Source organism: Cognataquiflexum aquatile, from assembly GCF_003316845.1.
In the GTDB taxonomy this organism is placed as follows: Bacteria; Bacteroidota; Bacteroidia; order Cytophagales; family Cyclobacteriaceae; genus Cognataquiflexum; species Cognataquiflexum aquatile.
Map to the genome: position 1 here is coordinate 24,432 of NZ_QMIK01000011.1, position 23,899 is coordinate 48,330.

At 40.7% G+C, this 23,899-nt stretch carries 25 protein-coding genes and 2 tRNA genes; 16 read left to right on the forward strand and 11 right to left on the reverse strand.

The genetic code is table 11. The features are described from left to right. Positions 1-79: 79 nt before the first annotated feature. From DQW11_RS21905 to DQW11_RS21940, 8 genes are all read right to left on the reverse strand, one after another. Complete coding sequence (locus tag DQW11_RS21905; RefSeq protein WP_113926280.1) at positions 80-793, reverse strand: fatty acid desaturase; 714 nt, start codon at positions 791-793, stop codon at positions 80-82. Positions 794-816: 23 nt separating this feature from the next. After that, the gene (locus DQW11_RS21910; protein WP_198669946.1) at positions 817-1,662 is read right to left on the reverse strand and encodes a 4-hydroxy-3-methylbut-2-enyl diphosphate reductase; all 846 of its coding nucleotides are present in this window, start codon (positions 1,660-1,662) and stop codon (positions 817-819) included. A 95-nt stretch (positions 1,663-1,757) separates the two neighbouring features. After that, a complete protein-coding gene (locus DQW11_RS21915; protein ID WP_113926282.1) occupies positions 1,758-2,600 on the reverse strand; it encodes a phytoene/squalene synthase family protein in 843 nt (280 codons plus the stop codon). A 21-nt stretch (positions 2,601-2,621) separates the two neighbouring features. Then, positions 2,622-4,109: a phytoene desaturase family protein gene (locus tag DQW11_RS21920; RefSeq protein WP_394337155.1), complete on the reverse strand. Its 1,488-nt coding sequence runs from the start codon at positions 4,107-4,109 to the stop codon at positions 2,622-2,624. Continuing rightward, complete coding sequence (locus DQW11_RS21925; protein ID WP_113926283.1) at positions 4,109-4,621, reverse strand: RNA polymerase sigma factor; 513 nt, start codon at positions 4,619-4,621, stop codon at positions 4,109-4,111. The genes DQW11_RS21920 and DQW11_RS21925 overlap by 1 nt, the downstream gene beginning before the upstream one ends. A 214-nt stretch (positions 4,622-4,835) precedes the next feature. Beyond that, a complete protein-coding gene (locus tag DQW11_RS21930) occupies positions 4,836-5,732 on the reverse strand; it encodes a MerR family transcriptional regulator (protein ID WP_113926284.1) in 897 nt (298 codons plus the stop codon). A gap of 2 nt (positions 5,733-5,734) precedes the next feature. Continuing rightward, positions 5,735-6,175, reverse strand: a complete 441-nt coding sequence (locus tag DQW11_RS21935; RefSeq protein WP_198669947.1) for a sterol desaturase family protein — start codon at positions 6,173-6,175, stop codon at positions 5,735-5,737. A gap of 46 nt (positions 6,176-6,221) precedes the next feature. Beyond that, positions 6,222-6,914 carry a carotenoid biosynthesis protein gene (locus tag DQW11_RS21940; RefSeq protein ID WP_113926286.1) on the reverse strand — a complete coding sequence of 231 codons (693 nt, stop codon included), beginning with the start codon at positions 6,912-6,914 and terminating at the stop codon, positions 6,222-6,224. A gap of 101 nt (positions 6,915-7,015) precedes the next feature. On the opposite strand from DQW11_RS21940, the gene DQW11_RS21945 reads away from it, so the two are divergent. From DQW11_RS21945 to DQW11_RS21955, 3 genes are read left to right on the forward strand one after another with little or no spacing between them, the layout of a single operon-like run. Next, positions 7,016-7,321 carry a DUF4286 family protein gene (locus DQW11_RS21945; RefSeq protein ID WP_113926287.1) on the forward strand — a complete coding sequence of 102 codons (306 nt, stop codon included), beginning with the start codon at positions 7,016-7,018 and terminating at the stop codon, positions 7,319-7,321. Between the two features lie 3 nt (positions 7,322-7,324). Further along, a complete protein-coding gene (locus DQW11_RS21950) occupies positions 7,325-7,789 on the forward strand; it encodes a TspO/MBR family protein (RefSeq protein ID WP_113926288.1) in 465 nt (154 codons plus the stop codon). 3 nt (positions 7,790-7,792) lie between these two features. Then, positions 7,793-8,389 (forward strand): DNA-3-methyladenine glycosylase I, encoded by a 597-nt coding sequence (locus DQW11_RS21955; protein ID WP_113926289.1) that lies wholly within the window; start codon positions 7,793-7,795, stop codon positions 8,387-8,389. A 147-nt stretch (positions 8,390-8,536) separates the two neighbouring features. Here the strand turns inward: DQW11_RS21955 and DQW11_RS21960 are convergent, their stop codons facing one another. Further along, positions 8,537-9,280 carry a hypothetical protein gene (locus tag DQW11_RS21960; protein ID WP_113926290.1) on the reverse strand — a complete coding sequence of 248 codons (744 nt, stop codon included), beginning with the start codon at positions 9,278-9,280 and terminating at the stop codon, positions 8,537-8,539. Positions 9,281-9,331: 51 nt separating this feature from the next. Here DQW11_RS21960 and DQW11_RS21965 point away from each other — a divergent pair, with 51 nt between their 5' ends. Beyond that, positions 9,332-9,649 (forward strand): Rieske (2Fe-2S) protein, encoded by a 318-nt coding sequence (locus DQW11_RS21965; RefSeq protein ID WP_113926291.1) that lies wholly within the window; start codon positions 9,332-9,334, stop codon positions 9,647-9,649. An 11-nt stretch (positions 9,650-9,660) separates the two neighbouring features. Here DQW11_RS21965 and DQW11_RS21970 read toward each other — a convergent pair whose 3' ends face one another. Then, a complete protein-coding gene (locus DQW11_RS21970) occupies positions 9,661-9,996 on the reverse strand; it encodes a tRNA-binding protein (RefSeq protein ID WP_113926292.1) in 336 nt (111 codons plus the stop codon). Between the two features lie 110 nt (positions 9,997-10,106). Here DQW11_RS21970 and DQW11_RS21975 point away from each other — a divergent pair, with 110 nt between their 5' ends. After that, complete coding sequence (locus DQW11_RS21975; RefSeq protein WP_157966173.1) at positions 10,107-10,448, forward strand: hypothetical protein; 342 nt, start codon at positions 10,107-10,109, stop codon at positions 10,446-10,448. A gap of 56 nt (positions 10,449-10,504) precedes the next feature. Here DQW11_RS21975 and DQW11_RS21980 read toward each other — a convergent pair whose 3' ends face one another. Beyond that, positions 10,505-11,047 (reverse strand): RNA methyltransferase, encoded by a 543-nt coding sequence (locus tag DQW11_RS21980; protein ID WP_113926294.1) that lies wholly within the window; start codon positions 11,045-11,047, stop codon positions 10,505-10,507. A gap of 89 nt (positions 11,048-11,136) precedes the next feature. On the opposite strand from DQW11_RS21980, the gene mutS reads away from it, so the two are divergent. From mutS to DQW11_RS22035, 11 genes are all read left to right on the forward strand, one after another. Next, a complete protein-coding gene (mutS, locus tag DQW11_RS21985) occupies positions 11,137-13,749 on the forward strand; it encodes a DNA mismatch repair protein MutS (RefSeq protein WP_113926295.1) in 2,613 nt (870 codons plus the stop codon). 63 nt (positions 13,750-13,812) lie between these two features. Next, on the forward strand, positions 13,813-14,613 hold the full coding sequence (locus DQW11_RS21990; RefSeq protein ID WP_113926296.1) for a response regulator transcription factor: 801 nt from the start codon (positions 13,813-13,815) through the stop codon (positions 14,611-14,613). 148 nt (positions 14,614-14,761) lie between these two features. Beyond that, positions 14,762-14,834 (forward strand) — tRNA-Gly (locus DQW11_RS21995). Positions 14,835-14,902: 68 nt separating this feature from the next. Further along, positions 14,903-14,986: transfer RNA gene (locus DQW11_RS22000), tRNA-Leu, on the forward strand. A gap of 141 nt (positions 14,987-15,127) precedes the next feature. Beyond that, positions 15,128-15,823, forward strand: coding sequence for an XRE family transcriptional regulator (locus DQW11_RS22005; RefSeq protein ID WP_113926297.1), 696 nt, complete (start codon positions 15,128-15,130; stop codon positions 15,821-15,823). Positions 15,824-16,020: 197 nt separating this feature from the next. Beyond that, the gene (locus DQW11_RS22010; protein WP_113926320.1) at positions 16,021-16,506 is read left to right on the forward strand and encodes a methylated-DNA--[protein]-cysteine S-methyltransferase; all 486 of its coding nucleotides are present in this window, start codon (positions 16,021-16,023) and stop codon (positions 16,504-16,506) included. A gap of 149 nt (positions 16,507-16,655) precedes the next feature. Then, positions 16,656-17,111, forward strand: a complete 456-nt coding sequence (locus tag DQW11_RS22015; RefSeq protein WP_113926298.1) for a GNAT family N-acetyltransferase — start codon at positions 16,656-16,658, stop codon at positions 17,109-17,111. Next, positions 17,111-17,548 (forward strand): GNAT family N-acetyltransferase, encoded by a 438-nt coding sequence (locus tag DQW11_RS22020; RefSeq protein ID WP_113926299.1) that lies wholly within the window; start codon positions 17,111-17,113, stop codon positions 17,546-17,548. The genes DQW11_RS22015 and DQW11_RS22020 overlap by 1 nt, the downstream gene beginning before the upstream one ends. A 163-nt stretch (positions 17,549-17,711) precedes the next feature. Beyond that, positions 17,712-18,341 (forward strand): 7-carboxy-7-deazaguanine synthase QueE, encoded by a 630-nt coding sequence (locus DQW11_RS22025; protein ID WP_113926300.1) that lies wholly within the window; start codon positions 17,712-17,714, stop codon positions 18,339-18,341. 3 nt (positions 18,342-18,344) lie between these two features. Next, positions 18,345-20,264, forward strand: a complete 1,920-nt coding sequence (locus DQW11_RS22030) for an OmpA family protein (RefSeq protein WP_113926301.1) — start codon at positions 18,345-18,347, stop codon at positions 20,262-20,264. Positions 20,265-20,813: 549 nt separating this feature from the next. Continuing rightward, positions 20,814-23,891 (forward strand): SusC/RagA family TonB-linked outer membrane protein, encoded by a 3,078-nt coding sequence (locus DQW11_RS22035; protein WP_113926302.1) that lies wholly within the window; start codon positions 20,814-20,816, stop codon positions 23,889-23,891. The last annotated feature ends 8 nt before the right edge of the window (positions 23,892-23,899 follow it).

A 23,899-nucleotide genomic window follows, 5' to 3' on the forward strand; every position in this document is an offset into this window, starting at 1 on the left:
CTGGTATTAGTTTTCAAAGTACTAATCTGTTTATAGTCAAGATTGTTCAAATAATTTTAAAAAATTGACAAGTGTTAAATTAACCCCCTTTTTCGAAATCTTCTTTTACCTTCCAAAGTCTCCACCAGGGTGTCCCCGGAGAATCATGATGCTCGAAATGGTAGCCAAAAAAATAACAGGAAATAAAGGCCCAAAAGTGGTTTTTGGATTGACTTTTTGAATGGTGTTTGTTGTCTGATTCTCCCATATGGGGAAGGTAAGTACCAAAATGAAACAGCTGAAGGGTAGAAAGTACCGCCGGCAACATCCAAAAAACCACCAGATTCTCTGTTGGTAAAAAAAGTTTCAGGATATTAAAAGTAACTGCCATCAGGATAATTTGCCAGACTGAAACATATTGTCTAATAAAACTCAGATACCAAATCAAAAACTTACCGGAAGGGTGATAATCAGGGTCTTTGTCCGTGGCTACGAACCGGTGATGCTCATGGTGTTTTGGAAACAGTCTCCAATAAAAATTGTAGGAAAAAAGGATTGCGGCAAACCAGCCAATGGCATGGTTCAGTTTTTTGTTTTCTGACACAATCCCGTGCATGGCGTCATGGGCGGTGATAAACAAACCTGTATAGAGATGCATCTGAACTAGGATTCCCAAATACACTATCGGATTTGACCAAGAAATAGTCAGATTCAAAAGGAAATATAAGGATGCAAACCACAATAGTATAACGGTCGCCGCGATGAGGACACCGGTTTTTCCTATGGAAGGAGAAGATTTTTTAACGAGAGACACGCTGCAAATTTAGCAAAGAAAGACTAAAAAGTTTCGATTCTTTCTTTTACTTGTTCCATCAGCCACATTGGGGTGGAGGTAGCGCCACATATCCCGACTGTTTCATTTTGGCCAAACCAATCCTTTTCTACCTGATCGGGATTGGACACAAAATAAGTGTTCGGGTTTTTCTCTTTGCAGACATTATAAAGGACTTTCCCGTTGGATGATTTTGTACCACTGACGAAAATGATCTTGTCAAATTTCTCTGCAAAAATCCGCAACTCCTTATCTCTATTGGATACCTGTCTACAGATGGTATCGTTAGTGTTCACCTCGATACCGCTCTGTTTGAAAGCTTCATTTATTTTGTAGAAGTTATCGGTACTTTTTGTGGTTTGGCTATAAAGGGTCAGGTTCTTGGGAAGCGATGGCAAATCGAGTTCTTTGATGTCTTGGAAAACAACGGCTTTATTGTTGGTCTGACCGAGAAGTCCGATCACTTCAGCATGCCCGTGTTTGCCATAGATGTAGATCGTTTCATCTTTGTCAAATGAATTTTTGATACGGTTTTGAAGTTTCAGGACAACCGGACAGCTTGCATCTATCAAAGTCAGGTTATTTTGGATGGCAAGCTGATAGGTAGAGGGCGGTTCGCCATGTGCCCGGATCAGGACTTTTTCATTGAAAAGGTTTTTCAATTCCTCATGATCAATGATTTTCAGCCCTTTTTTGGTCAATCTAGTTACTTCTTCATCATTGTGTACAATATCTCCAAGGCAATATAGATAACCTTGTTCCTCAAGTACTTCTTCTGCCATTTCGATGGCATAGACGACCCCAAAACAAAAACCGGAATGCTGATCTATTTGTACATTCAAATTCATCATAGTTGATAAACTTTGGACTTGGATAATTGTTTTAAGCTTTTATTTTTAGGTTATATGAGTCAAGTTTTGGCTTGACCTTCGGTTCTTTGGAAATATCAGTTGAATCCCAATTTTGATTCGAAATAGGTACTTAGAAGGAGTGACAGTTTTCTGCTGTTTGGAATTCGGATTCTTTGATGTGTGATGGTCTCCGGGGGTAAGCTTTTGATTTTGTCAAACAGTTTTTGGTAATAGAGGTAAGCCACTTTAACTCCCATTTTGGCACCGGATGGCAGCCTTCGGATTCCGTCCAAAGCTTCATCAAAATCCTTTTGAATATCTTCTTCAATAAGTTGTTTTGTTGATTTGTCAAAAGAATTGAAATCTACTCCGGGAAAGTAAACCCTGCCTCTTTCCTCAAAATCACTCTTGATATCCCTCAGGAAGTTTACTTTTTGGAAAGCAGCACCCAACTTGCAGGCCGGTGATTTGAGGCTTTCGTATTGTTGCGTATCTCCCTCACAGAATACCTTGAGACACATCAATCCCACTACCTCCGCTGACCCATAAATGTATTCGTGGTACCGCGAATCATTGTATGTTTTGAAATCAAGATCCATTTCCATGCTCCGCAAAAAAGCCTCAATCAGATCTTTATCGATTTTGTATTGGTTGACAATCAATTGAAACGCATGCAGAACCGGGTTGAGGCTTATTTGGTCATCAATGGCTTCGTAGGCATCGCTTTTGAATCTGTCGAGAAGGGCTTTTTTGTCTTTGTCGTGAAATGTGTCTACAATTTCATCGGCATACCTTACAAAACCATATATGGCATAGATAGGCAAATGAAATTTTTTATCCAATGTTTTGATTCCTAACGTAAAGCTAGTGCTGTACCGTTGGGTGATCAATTTACTGCATTCGAAAGTTGTATTGTCAAAAAGGCTCCTTGCATTCATCCCTTTAATATACCAATTTATTTACAGTTTGTTTTCCTTGACAACTTCTCTGGCAACTACATGGCCTGAAATAAGACTAGGCGGGACACCCGGTCCCGGAACAGTCAGTTGGCCGGTATAGTACAGATTTTTGACTTTTTTATTTTTTAGGGAGGGTTTCAATATTGCTGTCTGCAATAAAGTATTGGCAAGTCCATAAGCATTACCTTTGAAAGCATGGTAATCAGCCTTGAAGTCGCTGTGGGCATACGAGCGTTTGTAAATCACATGACTTCGGATTTCTTGGCCGGTGAGTTTCTCCAGTCTGTCCATCACCATATGGTAATATTTTTCCCGGACTTCCTCTCCATCTTCCAGATCAGGGGCAAGTGGAATCAGGATAACTAGGTTTTCCATTCCTTCAGGAGCCACGCTAGGATCTGTTTTGGAGGCGGCGGAAAGGTAGAAAAGAGGTCTTTCCGGCCATCTTGGATGAGTATAAATGGCATCCGCATGAGGGCCCATTTGTTCGTCAAAAAAGAGGCAGTGATGGGTTACGTTTTCGATTTTTTTGTCCACGCCAAGATAGAAGAGTAAGCTTGATGGTGCCATGACACGCTTATCCCAATAGTTGGCATCGTAGTTTCTATATTCCGGAGCCAGTAAAACACTTTCCACATGATGGTAATCCGCACCGGCTACCAAAATATCTGTTTCGATTTTTTCACCGTTTTTCAAAACCACATTGCGGGCTATCCCATTGGTGACATTGATATGGTCAACTTCAGCGCCCAACCTGAATTTCACGCCTTTTTCTTCGGCTAGGCTGATCATGCCTTCCACGATTTTGAACATGCCTCCCATGGGATACCATGTGCCCAAAGCAATGTCGGCATAATTCATCAAGCTGTAGAGTGCGGGAATATTGTCAGCCGTTCCTCCCAAAAAAAGAACGGGAAACTCCATCAGTCTGATGATTTTCTCATGTTTGAAAAACTTCCTGACATGTTTGGACATGGACTGAAACACATCCATCCTGACTACGTCGATCAGTAATTTTGGGCTGGTGAATTCCGTCAAAGACCTGCTTGGCTTATAGACCAAATCCTCAATCCCCACTTTGTATTTGTATGCCGCCTGCTTCAGGAATTCATCCAGTTTTGGTCCCACACCCGGTTCCAATGACTCTAATAAGCCTTTGAATTCTTCCAGATTTGCAGGGATTTCCATGAAATCGTTTTCCCCGAAGACCACGGTGTATGAAGGGCTGAGGCGCTTCAGATCATAATAATCAGAGACCTTTTTCCCAAAATATCCGAAATAGGTTTCAAACACGTCCGGCATCCAATACCAACTGGGACCCATATCAAAAACAAAACCCTCGGATTCGAACTGTCTGGCTCTTCCCCCGGGGGTATCATTTTTTTCTAAAAGTGTCACTTGGTATCCGGCATGTGCCAGATGCGTGGCTGCTGATAGTCCTGCAAAGCCGGAACCTATCACAACCACATTTTTCTTTGATATTGACATTAATTTCTATGTTTGTACATATGCAGGTCGTCTTTCAAAAGCTTCCTCGCTATATGTATTCTGTTTTTTACAGTTCCAATGGGAATCTCTAATTTATCTGCAATCTCATGGTATTTGAAACCTCTGAAGTGCATCATAAATGGAGTCTTGTACACGGCTTCAAGGTTTTCGATTGCCAATTGGATATCGTTCATCGCAAAATCGCCATAAGCGCCGTTTTCGACAAGTACATCCCCTGAGTTCAGATAATGCAAGTTATCCGTCGTGTCTACAAAGGTACCTCTTCTTACCATCCTTTGGTAGTTGGTGATAAAGGTATTTTTCATGATGGTATAAAGCCACGCTTTCAAATTAGTCCCCTCAGTGAACTTATCTTTATTGGTAAAAGCTTTGACCATGGTATCCTGAAGAAGATCATTAGCATCATCTGTATCCCTGGTCAATTTTAGTGCAAAAGGTTTCAAAGAACTTGAAAGCTTCTGTAGCGAGTAACTGAATTCTAGAGTCGTCATGGCTTTTTGATTTTGTTTAATCAAAGGTAAATAACTCTAAACAAAAACCAAACATTTTGTCTAATAAAAAAATAAAAAACTTAAACAAAATGAATCATGAGATTTTCAAAATATCTAAATTAACTATCAGAGGCTTATTTTGTATTTAAAGGGATAAAAAAAAGGTGAGAATGGTATTTCTCACCTTGTTTAATTTTTTGTTCAATTTATAAAACTATTTCTCTACAAGGACTTGGTCCATTTCTTCAATAAATTCCTTCAATTGCTTGATATAATGCATAGCACGGACGTTTTTAGGGAAATCCAGGTCCTGTCCCACGATTTGGTAGCCGGACAGAATAATTTCTGATTTATCGAATCTTTCAGAGATGCTATAAATATAGTCTTGGATTTGTTCACTGTTTGGCGAAGTTGTGATCACTGTCATCAAAAACTCAGGCTGATGGAGTCTGTACACAATCTGAAGGTCTTCATCCGGCGTGTTTTGTCCAAGATAGATCAACTTGTGACCTTTGAGTTTGATCAGGTAAGCAGCAAAGAGAATGGATATTTCATGCAATTCCCCTTCAGGTAAGTAAAGCAAGAACTTTTTACCTCCCCCTTTGTAGATTTGGCCATCGATCGCGACGATCAGTTTTTGTCGGATCAGGTTGCTGATAAAATGCTCCTGTGCCGGATTGATCGCACCTGTCTGCCACAATACGCCTATTTTTGACATAAAAGGATAGATGATATTGAGCATGGTTTGTTCAAAACCTATTTTCAGGATATTGGTTGAAAGCACCTTTTCGAATCTCTCTTCATCCATCTCGATCATGCAGATGGTCAATGCATGGATCTGATCGTCATGAGTGAGGGTTTTTTCAGTGAGTTTGACGACTTCTTCCTTCATCTCAGCCTCAGTCATATTGGCGATTTTGCTGATTTTGAAACCGTTGTCATTCAACAAAGCCACATTTAAAATGAGTTTGAGACTGGCATCATCATAAAATCTGATGTTGGTGTCTGTCCTCATGGGCTGCAACAAATTGTAACGCTGTTCCCAAATACGTAAAGTGTGGGCCTTGATGCCCGACATTTGTTCCAGATCTTTGATTGAATAAGTACTCACAATTAGTAGCGTTTAAAGTATTTCTTGGGTACTATGAATAAGCCGAAAGAAACGGCATCATGTTTTTTATTTGTGGCGTGATGGGCTTGATGGGCTCTGAAGATTCCCAGTAGGAAACTGTTTTTTGGCCTGTCAAACCATTTTGCTCTCCGGTGTACCAATACATCGTGGATGATGAAATACAATACCCCATACAAGCTGATCCCTATTCCTATCCAAAACCGGTAGTCCAAATTGTCCACTCCCAGAAAGATCAATGCGATCGCGATACTTCCGAAAAGAAGTGAAAACAAATCATTGAGCTCAAAGAAAGATTTGGAAGGCTCATGGTGTGTTTTGTGGATATTCCAGAGTGGCCCATGCATGATATACTTATGGATAAACCAACCTGAAAATTCCATTATTGCGAATCCGATCAATATAAATAGTACAGCAATCATTATTGTCATAACTCCAAGTGAATTAGATTGTTTATTGGTGAATTTTGATTTAGGCAATAAAATTCAAAATGGCAAAGAATGTAACCAAATTGATTAATAGATAGGTGGAAATTGCGTTTTCTTTAATAAATACTGATTTCCTGTAGCTGATTTGGAGGATAAATGCCACACCAAACCAACCAAGATAATTGGAAAGTGGAATCACATTCCCTTCCCATGTCCAGAAATCAAGATTTACTGCCACCGGTTCAATCAAGTAATCGATAGCAACCATCAAGGCCGCAGCAATTCCTGCTGCCAACCAATCGTTTTTTATTTTCGAAGAAAACAGATTTCCTACTGAATAAACCAAAAGCAGCCAGTTTACTCCGATGACCAAAGGGACCTCAAAAAGTTTATAGCCTAAGGTTTCGCCATATTGATAATTACCAAATGGAAATCCCGTATGGATGCCCAATACTTCTGATCCAAATCCCAAAACCATGGCCGAAAATGCAAAAATCCAAAACGACCTATTCCATCCGGTATGAAATAACAATAAGATACCAAGACTCAGGATCAAGGTAAATGGTGTCATCATTTGAAAGTAAGGGCGAACCATAGGCATTGCCAATCCGATTATTCCAAAGACGTAAAAAGCAGTAATTATTCCCCTGAAAAGCTGAATCTTGTTTTTTTGGATTTCTTGAATGATTCCAAAAACGGGTTGATGTTCTTTATTTTTGGTAAGACTGGAGGACATATTGCCGAAATGATTTTGGATTATTCACGGGTGATTAACAACATGAACTTATATTTGTTGGTAAATGAATGCCACAAAATTAAAGATAAATGTAAGGAAATATGATATTATATAATGTAACGGTCAATATAGAGAAAGAATCCGAAGCGGAATGGGTAGCTTGGATGAAAGAAACACATATCCCGGACGTATTGGCCACAGGGATGTTTTTGGAAAACAGGTTTTATAAGATACTCCATGACAACGAGGACGGATCGACCAATTATTCTGTGCAGTATTTTACTGACAACATGGAAAAGATTATGGAATACCAACAAAGTTTTGCCGCAAAGCTTCAGGAAGATGTAAATCAGAAATTTAGAGATAGGTTTGTGGTATTCAGAACTTTACTTGAAACCGTAGAATAAGCCATGAAAAATATATTCAAATTGATCATTTCAATTATTATTCCTCAGATAGTCGGAGGATTAGGAGCCTTGGCCACTATTTCCTCAGTGCAAAGCTGGTATCAGACGATTAACAAGCCATTTTTCACGCCTCCTTCTTGGGTTTTTGGACCGGCATGGACAACACTTTATTTGTTGATCGGGATTGCGTTGTTTTTAATCTGGAAATCAAACCATCCCATGAAAAAAAAGGCTCTTTGGCTGTTTGGGATCCAGCTTTTCCTCAATGGTATCTGGTCCCCTGCATTTTTTGGCATGGAATCTCCCATCCTTGGATTGTTGGTTATTGTTCCGCTTTGGATCATGATCGTCGTCTGCATCCGGGTGTTTTTCCCGATCAATAAAATTGCGTCGTACCTGATGGTTCCTTATTTGCTTTGGGTAAGTTTTGCCACGGCATTGAATGCCGGGATTTGGTATCTCAATTAAATTATGGCAATAGAACAGGAAAACGGAAAATTTAGATGCCCATGGTGTCTGGGTTTTGAAGATTATGTCAAATACCATGATGAAGAATGGGGAGTTCCCGTTTTCGACGACCAAAAACAGTTCGAATTTTTGGTCTTGGAAAGTGCACAGGCTGGGTTAAGCTGGTCTACGATTTTGAAAAAAAGGGAGGGTTATCGGAAAGCTTTTGCAGAATTTGATTACCGCGTAGTGGCAGATTTGCCGGATGGATATGTACAGGAATTATTGTTGGATTCGGGCATCATCAGGAATGAAATGAAAATCCGGGCGGCCATCAACAATGCCAAAAGGTTTATGGAAATCCAAGCTTCACATGGAAGCTTTAGAAACTACATCTGGGATTTTGTAGGAGGAAAACCTGTTCAAAACCAATTGAAATCCATGTCCGAAGCTCTTGCGACCAGCCCGATATCCGATAGACTTGCCAAGGACATGAAATCCCGGGGGTTCAAATTTTTGGGAAGCACCACATTATACGCCCACATGCAGGCTACAGGACTGGTCAATGACCACTTGGTCGATTGCTTTAGGTATGAAGAAGTCAGAGCCTTGGGAATATAAAAAGCCAAGCCTAAGGAGATTCCTTTTTGCTTGGCTTTGATTTTTTTTACAAAAAACGGAATTTAATCTAACTTTTTTCCCCTATTCATGGAGTTGGACAGACTCGCCCAAGTTGGTGTCCACACAACCTTTAACCTCATCTACCAACTATTTGACAGGGTTATATGCTTTGCTATAGGCAGACCAGATTTCATAGATAGGATTTCCGGTGGAGCTCAGGCCGCTATGGTGCCATTCGCCATCAATAACCTCGTATTTGAATTCAAGACTTGCACCGACTCTGCTATTGTCTCTGGAGAAGAACTCGATTTTTTCAATGTAGGTGCCGTTTTCAGCAGTGTAAGTTCCACCGCCTGTCCCGCTAAATTCTTTGGTTTCGGAATTGAAAGCCACCCATTGGAAGCGTCCTCCGCTCAGGATTTTGATTGTTCGTCGTGCCCCGGGAGTACTTCTTGCGATTTCATTGTCTCTTTTTCTACCCGTAATTACCCAGTTTCGGGTCAGGTCATCTTTTGCATCACTTACTTTTTCCCATATTTCGACCAATGTTTTGCCTTCCATTTCTGTAGAAATCACCATTTTCCCTCCCACCATATCCAAGCTGAAATCAGTCCTTTGTCCCACCATCTCGGGATTGACGGTGTAAAAATCCAGTATTTCCTGATAAAGATTGTCTTTGATGGTGTATGGTCCGCCACCTGCACTTACAAACGCATTGGTGGCTGTTTCTTTTGCCCCAAAAGAAAAATAACCATCCTGGTATATTTTGATGTACTCTTTTTCTGTCATCGCCTTGCCGTTTTGGTGGGTCATTTTCCAGGCACCTTCGAGATTTTGGGCAAAAATCGCCCCGGCAAGAAACAGGAAGGGCAACAATATTATTTTTTTCATGGTATGATTATATTAGGTTTAGGATTCTAAATTACCATTTTAAACTTGCTTATGAAAACATTTACCCTTGGACAAAGTAAAGAGCAGGTGCTTCAGATGATTCCGGAAAAGCGGATCAAACTTGTCCAATTGGGAGGTGAGAAAATCTGCATTTCCAGAAATGGGGAGGCTTTTTTTGCTTTCGAACCATTTTGTCCACACCGTATGGCCTCTTTGCTGCAAGGTACCATCATCCGAGATGAAATTGTTTGCCCCCTTCATCAATATAGGTTTGACCTCAGGTCGGGCCAGGTGCTATCGGGACAATGTCCGGATCTAAAAGTGTATAAAGTCGGCCTTTCTGAAAAAGGACTTGAAATATGGATATGACCTGATGTCCATCAATGCAGTTTTGATCCATTGGGAACTGCTTTGTCGGCAGAGGCCAATACAATCTGACCACTTCCATCGTCAAATCCCGTCACCAAAACCTCAGACATGAAATCCGCTATTTGTTTTGGGGCGAAATTGCAAACACAAAGCACCTGCTTTCCAATCAGTTGTTCAGTTTGGTAATGGCCTGTGATTTGGGCAGATGACTTTTTTATACCAAGCTCCCCTAAATCAACCCAGATTTTATAAGCAGGCCTCTTCGTTTTAGCAAAGATTTCGGCACGGACTATTGTTCCGATCCGAAGGTCTATTCTTTGAAATTCGATAAAGTCAATCGTTTGCATTGATTAAGATTTTTTATATATTTGAAAACTTTCTCCTCCAAAGAGGAGTTATAAATCTACTCAAACCTCCATTATAAATGTTGCAAGTGTCAAAAATCTCTACTTCGGGAATGAAAAAACTTCAACTTACCTTTTTACTGGGTTTCATGATGAGTTTTGTTGCCTTTGCGCAGACAGAAAGAGAAAGGAATTATCCAGACTTACCAAAAAACTCCGAATCCGCTACCCAATTCGAAAGCCATGAATCTTCATCGGCAGATTCTAAGCAGGATAACGGTCAAAAAACCAATCTGAACCCGATCAAAGACCCTAAGTCTTCTACAGCAGCCGGTCTGAAAAAAGACAATACTTTGTACCGGCAAGGAGGTGAAAAAGACACTAAAAAAGAAGAAATATCAACGCTGTCCTTCAACCTATTCCTTTACATAGTGGACAGATTTAAAGAAGATTAATGCAAATACCATAATTAAGAAAGTAAAAAAGAGACTAGGTTAGTCTCTTTTTTTTGTCACTTTTTATTCAAAATCCCCATTTTCACAATAAAATCCCACAATGCAATTCCCATAGAAACAGAAATATTGAGTGAATGCTTGGTCCCGAGTTGTGGGATTTCGATAACAAAATCCGAAGCTTTGATTACATCTTCTTCCACCCCAAAAACCTCATTTCCAAACACCAAAGCAAACTTTTGATCGGGATCAGGGAGGAATTCATGAAGCTTTATGCTTTTTTCAACCTGTTCCAATGGACAGACGGTGTATCCTTCCTGCTTTAACTTCAGGATTGCAGCGACGGTAGTGTCTGCATATTCCCAAGCCACGGATTCCGTCGCCCCAAGTGCGGTTTTTTGGATGTCTTTGTGTGGCGGTGTCCCTGTGATGCCGCAGAGGTAGATTTTTTCGACTAGAAAAGCATCAGAGGTCCTGAAGGCAGAACCCACATTGTTGAGACTTCTCACATTGTCCAAAACAATGACAATCGGAGATTTTCTTTCCGATTTAAATTCCTCCACTGTAAGGCGGTTCAGTTCGGCCATGTTTAATTTTCGCATGCGGTTTTGTTTCCCTTTTGATATCTTTTAATTTCAGCCTTATATATATAACATTCAAAATTAACACAAAGAATCAAATCAGGGACCATATGGCCAAGGAGAAGGAAAATGAAGTGAAGGAAACCCCTTTGATGAAACAATACAACGCCATCAAAGCAAAGCACCCCGGCGCCTTGCTCCTTTTTAGGGTGGGGGATTTTTATGAGACTTTTGGGGAGGATGCCATCAAAGCCAGTAAAGTATTGGACATTGTCCTGACCAAGAGAGCAAATGGTTCCGCTTCCCACATTGAATTGGCCGGTTTTCCACATCATTCTTTGGATACCTATTTGCCCAAATTGGTCCGGGCCGGCAACAGGGTGGCGATATGCGACCAACTCGAAGACCCAAAAGATGTCAAAGGAATCGTCAAAAGAGGAGTGACTGAGCTTGTGACTCCGGGTCTTTCATTCAATGACAATGTTCTTGACAAAAGGAAAAACAATTACCTCGCATCGGTTTATTTTGGGAAAGAAGTATTGGGAATAGCGTTTTTGGATCTTTCCACGGGGGAATTTATGTGTTCGGAAGGCTCACAATCTTACATAGAAAAGCTTTTGCAGAGTTTTAGCCCTTCAGAGGTAATCTATTCCAAAGCTGCAAGGGCAAAGGCACAGGAGATACTCAAAGACCAGTTTACGACCTTTCATTGTGAAGATTGGGTGTTCCAGCTCGACTATACCTATGAAAAGCTCACAGGACATTTCGCTACTGCAAACTTGAAAGGCTTCGGGATTGAAAATCTCGAACATGGGATCATTTCCTCAGGAGCGATATTATATTACCTCGAAGAAACAGAGCACAAAGAGGTCAAGCATATTTCTTCGATTTCCAGGATTGCAGAAGAAAAGTATGTGTGGTTGGATAAGTTTACGATCCGCAACCTCGAGCTCGTCTATTCCCAACAGGATGGTGGCGTTCCTTTGATCAATATTCTCGATCAGACCATTACTCCGATGGGCTCCAGAATGATGAAAAAATGGATGGTCCTTCCCCTCAAAGAGAAAGAACCGATTGAGGAAAGGCTTAAAGTGGTGGAGTATTTTTTTGAATCGCCGGAATTGTGCGAGGAAATTGTGGTCCACCTGAAACATATTGGGGATTTGGAAAGATTGATTTCAAAAGTTGCTGTGGGTAGGATCAATCCCCGGGAAATGAACCAACTCAAAAGGGCTTTGAAAAATACCCTGCCCATCAAAGAAGTATTGAAAAACTCCAAAAACGGTTCCCTCAAAAAACTTTCCGACCAGATCAGTCCCTGTGAATTTTTATTGGACAAAATAGAAAAAGAGCTTCTCGAAGATGCCCCTATGTTGATTCATCAAGGGGGAATTATCAAACCAGGAGTCGACGAGGAGTTGGATGAATACAGGAATCTTGCCAACACTGGCAAGGATTACCTTGTTTCCCTTCAACAACGGGAAACTCAAAGGACTGGCATCTCATCACTCAAGGTAGCTTTTAATAAAGTGTTTGGCTATTACCTGGAGGTGACTAATTCCCACAAAGACAAAGTGCCCCAAGATTGGATCCGAAAACAGACATTGGTCAACGCTGAGCGGTACATCACTCCGGAACTGAAAGAGTATGAAGAAAAAATCCTGAATGCCGAAGACCGGATGCTCGCGATTGAGCAGAGGTATTTTCTGGCACTTGTCATGGATGCTGCGGAGTATGTCAGTCAGATCCAACAAAATGCAAGGATACTGGCCACGGTAGATTGTTTGCTTTCTTTTTCCATGGTGGCAAAAAAGAACAATTACTGCAAGCCTAAAATCTCAGACACTGATTCCCTGGAAATCAAAGATGGAAGGCATCCGGTTATAGAAAGACAGCTGCCGATAGGAGAAGAGTATGTCCCCAATGACATCTACCTAGACAATGAAAGCCAACAGATCATCATCATCACAGGTCCAAATATGGCAGGTAAATCCGCCCTGCTGAGACAGACCGCCCTGATCGTGCTGATGGCCCAAATGGGAAGCTTCGTACCTGCGACTTACGCAAGGATTGGCATCATTGACAAAGTTTTTACAAGGGTGGGCGCCTCCGATAACTTGTCCAAAGGAGAGTCTACCTTTATGGTGGAAATGACCGAAACGGCAAGTATATTAAATAACCTTTCCGACAGAAGTCTCGTACTGATGGATGAAATAGGCCGCGGGACCTCTACCTATGACGGCATATCTATCGCTTGGTCGATAGTGGAGTTTTTGCACAATCACCCAAAATTCAGAGCAAAAACCCTATTTGCAACCCATTACCATGAATTGAATCAGTTAGCTGACGATTTCCCCAAAATCAAAAATTTCAATGTTTCTGTAAAAGAGGTAGGAAACAAAGTCATTTTTATGCGAAAATTGAAGGAAGGCGGGAGCGAGCATAGCTTTGGGATCCACGTAGCCCAGATGGCAGGAATGCCAAATCCTGTGGTTTTGAGGGCTTCCGAAATCATGGTGCATTTGGAAAAAGACAAAGAAATGAATGCACCAAAGGACAGGATCAAAGACATGCCCAAGCGCAATTATCAATTGAGTCTCTTTGATGCTGATCCCAAATTCAAAGAGGCACAGGAAATGCTTTCGGCCATTGATATCAATACCATTTCTCCAATCGAGGCATTGATCAAGCTGAATGAAATCAAGAAGAAATTAGGGAATTGAAACATGATTGGAATTGTGTAAATTGAATATAAAATTATAAAGTGATAGCTTTAGATTGTGTATATGGATATTTCGTTGTTGGAAGAATTAAGAAATCAGAATAAGTTATCGGAATTTTTTTCGTACAAAAATGACAGGGAATTTATTCCCCACCCCGATGAGGACTCGCTCATCAAAGATCTTGAGAAAATCAGCCTAAGCCTTGGGATGAAAGACGGGATAATCATTGGATGCTTTGATTATAGGGACATGAGCCTGCCTTTTTTTACTGAAAACATTGAGGAACTAAGCGGCTATTCGGCTGAATTTTTAAGGGAAAATGGTCTTGTAGGCGTTATTTCCGCATTGCATCCTGAGGATGCCAAGGAGCATGTAGCCTTCAATAATATTTTTTTAGAAGTATTTCAAAATGCGAGTATTCGGGAAAAAAAGACTTTTGAATTGTCTTACACCCTGCGTTGGATACATAAAGAATCAAAAAAAGAAATCTGGTTTTTTACCAAAGCAAAACCATATCTGATTGATGAAAAGGGGAACTTCATTTATGACCTCCATATCGGGCTTCAGATAACCAACAATGAGCATCTCAAAGAATATGACTGGAGTTACTCTTACACCAAAGACGATGGCTCCAAAATCACCCACCAAAAAGAAAAGCCCCCTATTCAGGACCTTTCCCTTTCCAAAAAAGAAAAAGAAGTCGCTTTACTTTTATTAGAGGGAATGGATTCGCAGGAAATCGCAGAAAATTTATTTATTTCTATAAACACTGTCTTCACACACAGAAAAAGGATTCTGAAAAAACTGGGAGCAAAGAATTCAAATGATTTAATGAAAATTCTTATCTCAAATAATTTTAAATAAATGCCTGAGTATCAATTTTGGAGAGGCAGAAAGGAGTAGAAGCAAAATTTTTTAACGTTGTACTTTTGCTATTTTGGAAAACTGCTATACATTTGCACTCACAAAAGACAAAGGCGTAAGGTTTTTGCTTCAAATTGTTGAATATACTGCGAGAGTAGCTCAGTTGGTAGAGCACGACCTTGCCAAGGTCGGGGTCGCGAGTTCGAATCTCGTCTCTCGCTCAAAAAGGCCCTTGAAGAAGGGCTTTGTTGTTTTCGGTAATTTCGAATCTCTAATCACGTTAGAGAATGCCGGGATGGTGGAACAGGTAGACACGCAAGACTTAAAATCTTGTGAGAGCAATCTCGTGCGGGTTCGATTCCCGCTCCTGGTACAAGCCTCGCTTTTTAGCGGGGCTTTTTTTTATTTACTTTTTCCATTTGTTTAAAATATCATCAAATATTTGTCTGTTATTTTAACAATAGTATTATTTTTGGTATGAATTCTATGGGCTTGTTTCCAAATATCCTGCAAGATGTACCTGAGCGCCAACATTAAAATCCTTAGAAAAAGAAAATCTATCACTCAAGAAACGATGGCTGCTTCCATAGGCATCAGCAGGTCCAAGCTCGCAGGTTATGAGCTCAACATCAATCCCCCTTTGGAGACGTTGCTGCTGATAGCCGATTACCTTGGGGTATCGATTGATTTGCTGTTGAGAAAAAACCTCGAGGAGCTTTCAGAATTTAAGCTGAGGGAATTATTGGACACGGACCGTTTTTTGAAAGGAAAAAACCTCAGAATTTTGGCTACAACAGTAGATGCTGAAGGAAAGGAACTGATAGAGGTGGTTTCCCAAAAAGTGAAAGCGAGTTATCTCGCCGGATTTTCTGATCCTGATTTTATTGGGGAACTTCCCCGTTTCTCGCTCCCGTTTTTACCTCAGGATAAAAAATACCGTGTTTTCCAGATTGATGGGGATTCTATGCTTCCCATTCCTGACGGGGCCTGGATTGTGTGCGAGTACGTGGATGATTGGACAAGGATCAAGGATGGAGAAAAATATGTTGTCCTGACGGAATCTGAAGGAATCACTTTTAAAATTGCATACAACACGGTCAAGGAAAATGAAAAACTGTTGCTTTGTTCGTCCAATCCGATATTCAAACCTTTTGAAGTCGATATCAGGTCGATAAGGGAAGTATGGATGTTCAGATTGATGATCGTATAAAGGTTTTGAGATAATATTTTGCCGACCGGATTATTTATATTATTTTTTTATTTAAAATTGAATTGATCCAAATTTTAAACTGATTTTTAAATAAAGTAAGATTTTGTAAGACAAATTGGGTTTTAAATCGTTGTAAGTCTATGATTGCGGAAATGTTTATTGACAAATGGAATAATAACCTTAAACGATCAGTAAATATGAGAGAATTTGCGGTATTAGAGACACCACTTGGAAATGTCAGGGCAGAAGTCTGGGATGGATACCTGGTTAGTTTGAAATTTACTGAAGAAGATCCCACTGATGATTCTTTTGATGGGATACTGATGGATGTTTGGATCCAATTAGGGCTGTACTTTCAGGGAAAACTCAAAACGTTTGATGTTCCGGTCGCACTCGGAGGGACTGACTTCCAACATAAAGTATGGATGGAGGTCAATAAAATACCTTTTGGTCAGACTGTTTCTTATCAAAAAATCGCCAACAGTCTTGGCAATCCCCAAGCGGTCAGGGCAGTGGGAACGGCTATAGGAGCAAATCCTATATTGATTATGCTACCCTGCCACAGGATTGTCGGACAATTTGGACAACTTACCGGATATGCCGGGGGCTTATGGAGGAAATCCAAATTACTTGAATTGGAGCAAAAAGATAAGATCGGAAAACAGGTGCAGCTTAATTTCTAAATTGGAGTCTAAGCTTCCGTATTTAAAAAATTGAAATAATTTATCGATGACAAAAGCCTGATTGGGAAACCTCTCAGGCTTTTCTTATTTTTATCTCAACTATTTCCGACCGCGTTTTTCAAACCTTCCTAGCCTATTTTCTTTTAATTATGGTCCAAATCATTGATTATTCACCGGAACTTCAGCCTCAATTCGAAAAGATCAATAAAGAATGGGTGGAGAAATATTTCACCTTGGAACCATTTGATTTGGAACAATTGGGAAATCCCCAAGAAATAATTTTAAATAAAGGAGGAGCGATCCTTTTTGCAAAAGAAGGTGAAGAAATCATCGGAACAGTAGGTTTGGCAAAATCGGGAGAGAATACATTTGAAATGATAAAAATGGCGGTCATCCCAAAGGCCCAAGGTAAAAAAGTAGGTCAGCTACTTGCGACTTCGATTTTGGAAAAAGCGAAATCAATGGGTGCCAAAAAGGTTGTCCTTTATTCTAACACCAAATTGGAGGCTGCCTTGAACCTATACAGGAAGTTTGGATTCAAGGAAACACCGCCCGAATGCGGAAAATATGGAAGGTGTGATATCAAAATGGAAATTGAATTGTAATGGAAATCCAAATCAGGAAAGGAACGATTGCCGAAGTGGTGGCTCTAAGCCGGGAAGTAACTGAATTTTTTCAGCCATACTCCCAAAAAACCTATGAGGAAAGGCTTTCTGACGTACCTCATTTAATTTTGATTGCAACTGTATATGGCAAACCTGTTGGATTTAAAGTCGGATACCGTCGGTACGGGCATAATGTATTTTACTCATGGATGGGTGGGGTGTTGGACCAATACAGGAGAAAAGGAATTGCAACCAAGTTAGCGGACACTCAGGAGACTTGGGCAAAAACCCATGGATTTGTCAAAGTGACTTTCAAAACCAGAAACAGGCTTTCCAAAATGATCCATTTCGGACTCAATAGAGGTTTTATGATTGTGGATTTGATCAAAAAAGGAGAAGTTAAAGACTACAGGATTGTGATGGAAAAGGTTCTTTGAGTGAATAGACTTTAGCCGCTTCCAATCTTCCAACATTTCTACCTTTCAATTTTCCAATCCCCCATTCTCTCAATTTTTAGCATTCTACCTTTTTTACCCTACCTTTGCAGACCAAAAATCAAAGATTTACCCAGCGGTTCAATTACCCGCTTCATCAAAAATTATGGAAAATATCAAAATACAAGTTTCGGAAGGAACGATGCTTCCTGTGATGGAAGCTTTTTACACGATTCAGGGAGAAGGAACCTTCTCCGGTAGCCCTACCTATTTTATCAGACTTGGAGGCTGTGATGTGGGCTGTGTATGGTGTGATGTCAAAGAATCTTGGGAAGCTGAGAAATGGCCGATCTTGTCCGTTGACTCCATGGTGAAGGAGGCTAAGAACTTTCCCAGCAGGACGGTGGTCATCACAGGAGGAGAACCTCTGATGTACAATCTCGGTCCATTGACAGCGGCCTTGAAGGGAAATGGTTTTAGGATCCACATAGAGACTTCCGGGGCCCATCCTTTTTCGGGTACATTTGATTGGGTCTGCTTTTCACCCAAAAAATTTAAAAAGCCCCACCCCAGCATTTACGAAAAAGCAGATGAATTGAAAGTCATCGCTTACCATAATTCGGATTTTGCATTTGCCGAGGAGCATGCATCCAAGGTAAAACCCACCTGTCAAAAACTGCTCCAACCCGAGTGGAGCAAAAAAGAGACTATGACCAAAAAGGTGATTGATTACGTAAAATCAAATCCAAATTGGAAAATATCGCTACAAACACATAAATTTATGGACATCCCTTAGCCCATGAAAATAAGCCTTCTCAGTTTAGCCCTGTTTTTTTTCATCTCTTTCTCATTTGGGCAGGGCTATTCTATCATTGACAGCAAGGCGATCAAAATGCATCAGGAAGGTGATGAATTGGTGCAGAAAAGGATGTACGATGAGGCCATTGAAAAATACAAGGCTTCCATCCAAAGGGAAGCGGGCTTTTTGGAATCTTATATCAAGTGGGGAAGGATTCTTTTGACCAAAGGAAAACCTCAGGAAGCAATTGAAGTGGCTGAAAGGGGCGAGGCAAGAGCAAAACAGGCAAAAAACCAGATCAAAGGGGAATTCAAATGGCTCAAACTCCATTGCTATCTGTCCATGGGCAATTTTCAGGAAGCCTTGGAAGAATATGGAAAAGCAAGTGCCTTGTTAGAGCCAAGTTTCAAACAACGTCTCGACTACCGGGAGACGGAAAGTCAGATGCGGTTTATCCGTCAGCAGCTTGACAGGACCCTTTCTATAGACAAGCAAAAATTACCAGAACCGTTAAACAAGTTTTCCCTGCAGTATTTCCCTGTCCTGACTGCCGACAGCAAAAAGATCATTTTTGTAAAAAGAGATGGCCTCGAAAACTTTGAACATGAGGATTTATTTATCAGCAATTTTTCAGAAAAAGACAGTCTATGGTCCGAACCGGAGAGTATTTCAAATGTCATTAATACCAATTATAATGAGGGAACTTGCACCATCTCAGCAGATGGTAAGATTCTGATTTTTTCATCCTGCGAGACCCCTGATTCGTTTGGAGACTGTGACCTCTATATTGCTTACAAAATTAACGATGCCTGGCAAAGGCCATCCAATATGGGAAAAAACGTGAATTCCCGGTCTTGGGATTCCCAACCATCCCTATCTGCTGACGGCAGGATCTTGTTTTTCTCCTCCAACAGAAAAGGAGGTTTTGGGGGAAGGGATCTTTGGTATGCACTTAGAATGCCAAACAGTAGTTGGTCAGAAGCCAAAAACCTAGGGTCCTTGGTCAATACCTCAAAAGACGAAGTGTCTCCTTTTATTTATTTCAACAATGAGATATTGTTCTTTGCCTCGGATGGGCACAGGGGTTTTGGAGGTCAGGATATTTTTGTTTCAAGGGTTGAAAAAGGGCTTTTTACCAACCCTGAAAATCTTGGATATCCTATCAATGACCATTTGGATCAGTTTTCCCTATTTATTACAGCCCAAAGGGATTATGCCTACTATACAGAGAACACTTTCAATGAAAGCATGGAGGAGAGGTCTTACCTGTATAAATTTAAATTTCCCAAAGAAATTTCTCTGGGCGAAAACCTGATTGTAACCCAAGGCAAGGTATTCAACAGCAAAACCGGCGATCCGGTAGATGCGCGGCTTTCGCTCGTCAGTCTCAGCAACGACAGTACACTATATGAGTTTCGGTCAGATGGAAAGACAGGAGAATTTTTGATGCTTTATCCTGACAAATCTTTTTCCGGTCTGTATGTCGAGAAGGAAGGTTATTTGCCAAAAATATACAATGTGGATCGCGACAACCTCAAAAATCAAAAGGATCTGATGGTTTCATTGGTCCCTATAGGTCCGGGAGAGGAGTTTGTCTTTGAAAATATATTTTTTGACTTGGACAAGGACGAATTAAAACCCGAATCCTCAAGTTCACTCAAACGCCTCTACAATTTCTTGGTCGAAAACAGCAAAGTGTCCATCACGATCATTGGGCATACCGATAACCAGGGTAGTCCGGTATACAATGAAAATTTGAGTTTGAGAAGGGCAGAGAGTGTGAAGAGGTTTTTGATGGATAAGGGTATCCCTGTGGATCGGGTATCTACGGAAGGCAAAGGAGACCGGGAGCCCATCCGTCCTAATGACTCTGCCGAAAACAAAGCACTCAACAGGCGGGTGACCATCTCCATTAAATAATGTTAGAGTTCCTCGCTTTCATCACCAATTGATGTCTATACATTATTTTTTAAAAATATACAATCCGCAATAAAAATTTTGATATTTAGAACTAAACCTGCAATAAACACCTTAAACAGCCATTAATTCGATATAAAATATGGCAAAAAGAACATTTTTTAGGCAATTTGGGCAAGTTTGAATAATTACATTTTTTATCGGTTATTGTCTATAAATAAAAATATCTCGAAATAATAAAATCAAAATTTATATGTTTTAATCAATTTTGATTTTTAAGAAACTAAACTCTCCATTATTTTTCATTCTGAAAATAATGTTAACAAAAGTTAAAAAATATTTTATTTGGTTAACCTTGAGATAACAAACCATTAACTCTTTTCAATGTAAGTCAAATCTCATTTTGGTGATTTAAAATTTTAATATTTCGTTGCAGGCCAAATATTCTTCAATCGATGTATCCCTTCCACATATGTAATTTTTTTAAACGATTTTGGATTATCAGAGGTTATTGGATAAAATTGGCCAATCGTTAAACCAAAAAAATTAATTATGAAGAAAGTTTTACTTCTAGGACTAATGCTACTTTTCGTAGGTGCAGCTGCATTTGCGCAAGGTCGTGTGGTGACTGGAACGGTGACATCCGGTGAGGATCGTCTTCCGTTACCAGGTGCGTCAGTCGTGGTGAAAGGTACTACAATCGGTGCAGCCACCGATTTGGACGGTAAGTTTTCACTCAATGTACCAGATGGCAGCAATGTCCTGGTATTCAGTTTCACAGGTTTTGTTAATCAAGAGGTATCTCTTGGTAACAGATCCCAAATCGTTGTTGAATTGCAACCGGACCTTGCGAGTTTGGAAGAAGTAATCGTAACAGGTTATGGAACTCAGCAAAAAAGGGAAGTCACAGGTGCAATATCCTCGGTAAAAGGCGAATTGATCCAAAACTTGCCGATGCAGTCGTTTGACAGGGCATTGCAAGGTAGGGCTGCAGGTGTGCAGGTAAGGTCTGCAAACGGTCTTCCAGGTGGTGCGGTCAATATCCGTATCAGAGGTGTCGGTTCCATCAACGCAGGTAATGAGCCTTTGTTCATTGTCGACGGTGTTCAATTGAACAACCAATCTAACGCTTCTTTTACACAATCTAACCCGCTTGCTTTCTTGAACCCAAATGACATTGAGTCAATGGAAATCCTGAAAGATGCTGCATCTGCCGCCATCTACGGTTCTCAAGCCGCTAACGGGGTTGTAATCATCACTACCAAAAGAGGTAAGCAAGGAAAAGCAAGATTTGAATTCAATGCTTTTGGTGGAGCTACCCAGCCAATGAAATACTTGGATGTATTAAGTGGTCCTGAGTGGTTTCAATCAAGGAAACTTGGCAACCTAAACAGTGGTAGTCCTGAAAGAACTGCATCATTTAACGCATTGAACAGCATGCTTCACCCAAATCAAAGACCTGCAGATTTTGCAAATTTGACTTTGGAGCAATTGGATGCCTTTGGAAATAGCCTTCCAACTTATGATTGGCAAGATGAGGTTATGGGAACAGGAAAAATTCAAAACTATGAGCTATCAGTTTCCGGTGGTGATGATAAAACCACCTTCTTCCTTTCAGGATCATACAATTATCAAGAATCATCTTTCAAACCTGTTGACTTTGAAAGAGGAACAGTTAGAGTGGCGTTGACACATCAGGCCAATGCAAGGTTAAATCTTGAAACAAGCATCAACCTTTCTACATTCCAACAGAATGTTCCATTCGCTGTAGACGGTGCGTTCTTGGGTAACCCCGCATTCTCTGCTTCTGCTGTACTTCCTCATAACGCAATCTACAATGAAGACGGTACCTTCAACACTTCTATAGGTGGGGTATTGGGACAAAACGTCGTCCAAGTCAATGCTTACAACTCCGGTCTTCAAAGAACCAATACAGTGGTAGGTAACATTGCTGGTAACTACAAAATTCTAGATAACCTAGTTTTCAGATCCCTATTTGGTTTGGATTACAGGTTACTCCAAGGTGATTCATACAGAGATCCTAGGACTCCGGATGGTGCTGGTGTTGTCGGTAGAAGTTCTGTCCAGTCAGATTGGAGAACAAGATTCATCACTACCCAGACTTTGAACTGGAACAAAACCTTCAATTCAGTACACAATGTGTCAGGGATCTTCGGTTTGGAATACGTTTCCGAGACAAGAGAAGGCCTTTCAGGTGCAGGTATCGGTTTCCCAACCTTCCAGTTCAGAAACATCCAATCATCCGCAACTCCTGAATCCATTACAGGTTTCTGGACAGGTTACAAAAGAGCCGGTGCATTCATTTCCGGTAGTTATGATTACAAGAAAAAATATTTGGCAACTTTTACTGCCCGTTATGATGGATCCTCAAGATTCGGTGAGAACAACAGATACGGTTTGTTCCCTTCCATCAGATTGGGATGGAATATCGTAGAGGAAAGTTTCCTAGAAAACAGTGAGGCTGTTTCTGATTTGAAATTGAGAGCATCTTATGGAAAGACCGGTAATGACCAGATTGGGAACTTTGCTGCTAGAGGCCTTTACGGTGGTGCAGGTAACTACGCAGGTCAGGCAGGTATCAGACCTACTTCGCTTGCTAACCTTAATCTGGGTTGGGAATCAAACGTAACCTTTAACCTCGGTATTGATTATGGTTTCCTAAGCAACAGGATTACAGGTTCATTGGATGTGTTTGACAGAAGAACCAAAGACTTGCTTTTGGATCAGCCGATCCTTTGGACAAACGGTTTTGGAACAATCGCAAACAACGTAGGGGAATTGCAGAACAAGGGTGTTGAATTTGAAGTTTCTACCATCAACATCGATAAGGGTGGTTTCAGATGGAATACTTCCTTCAACTTCACGTATATCAAAAATCAGATCATCAGTCTATATGACGGCTTACAATTCCTTCCTGCTAACCCAGGATTGGCAGTTGGTCAACCGGTAGGTAACCCTGCCAATGATCTAGCACCTGCTCCGGGTGCCTGGTTCGTGGCGGAATATGCCGGTGTCAATCCAGCCACAGGCCGTCCAATGTGGTATGATATCAATGGAAACATTACCTACCAGCCTCTCGCAGCAGACAGACAGTACAATGGATCTAATTTGGCAACAACATTTGGTGGTTTGAACAACACCTTTACTTACAAAGGATTTGAATTGACCGCCTTCTTCACTTACGAATACGGTGCTATCGTATCCGATGGTCAGTATAACTTCTTGAGAGAAAATGGGACAAGGTTGTCCCTGAATGGACTATCTGTTGTCAATGATAGAAAATGGCTAGCCCCTGGTGATATTACAGATATACCTCGTGACGTTACTACCAATGCGGGTAATGAAGCAAGAGGTCTTGGAAGGAATACAGGTTCAGCGTCTTTGTTGAAAGCAGATTTTATCAGATTGGCGCAGGTTACTTTTGCCTACAGCTTAAGCCCAACTTTGGCAAGAAGTCTTGGATTGTCAAGAGTAAGAATATATGCACAGGGATTGAATCTATGGACTTACGCAGACTATCCGGGATATGACCCAGAGTTCGTCGGTGCAGGTACAGGTCAGATTCCTTTGACTAGGAACTATACTCTAGGTGTTCAAATCGGATTCTAAACATCTTA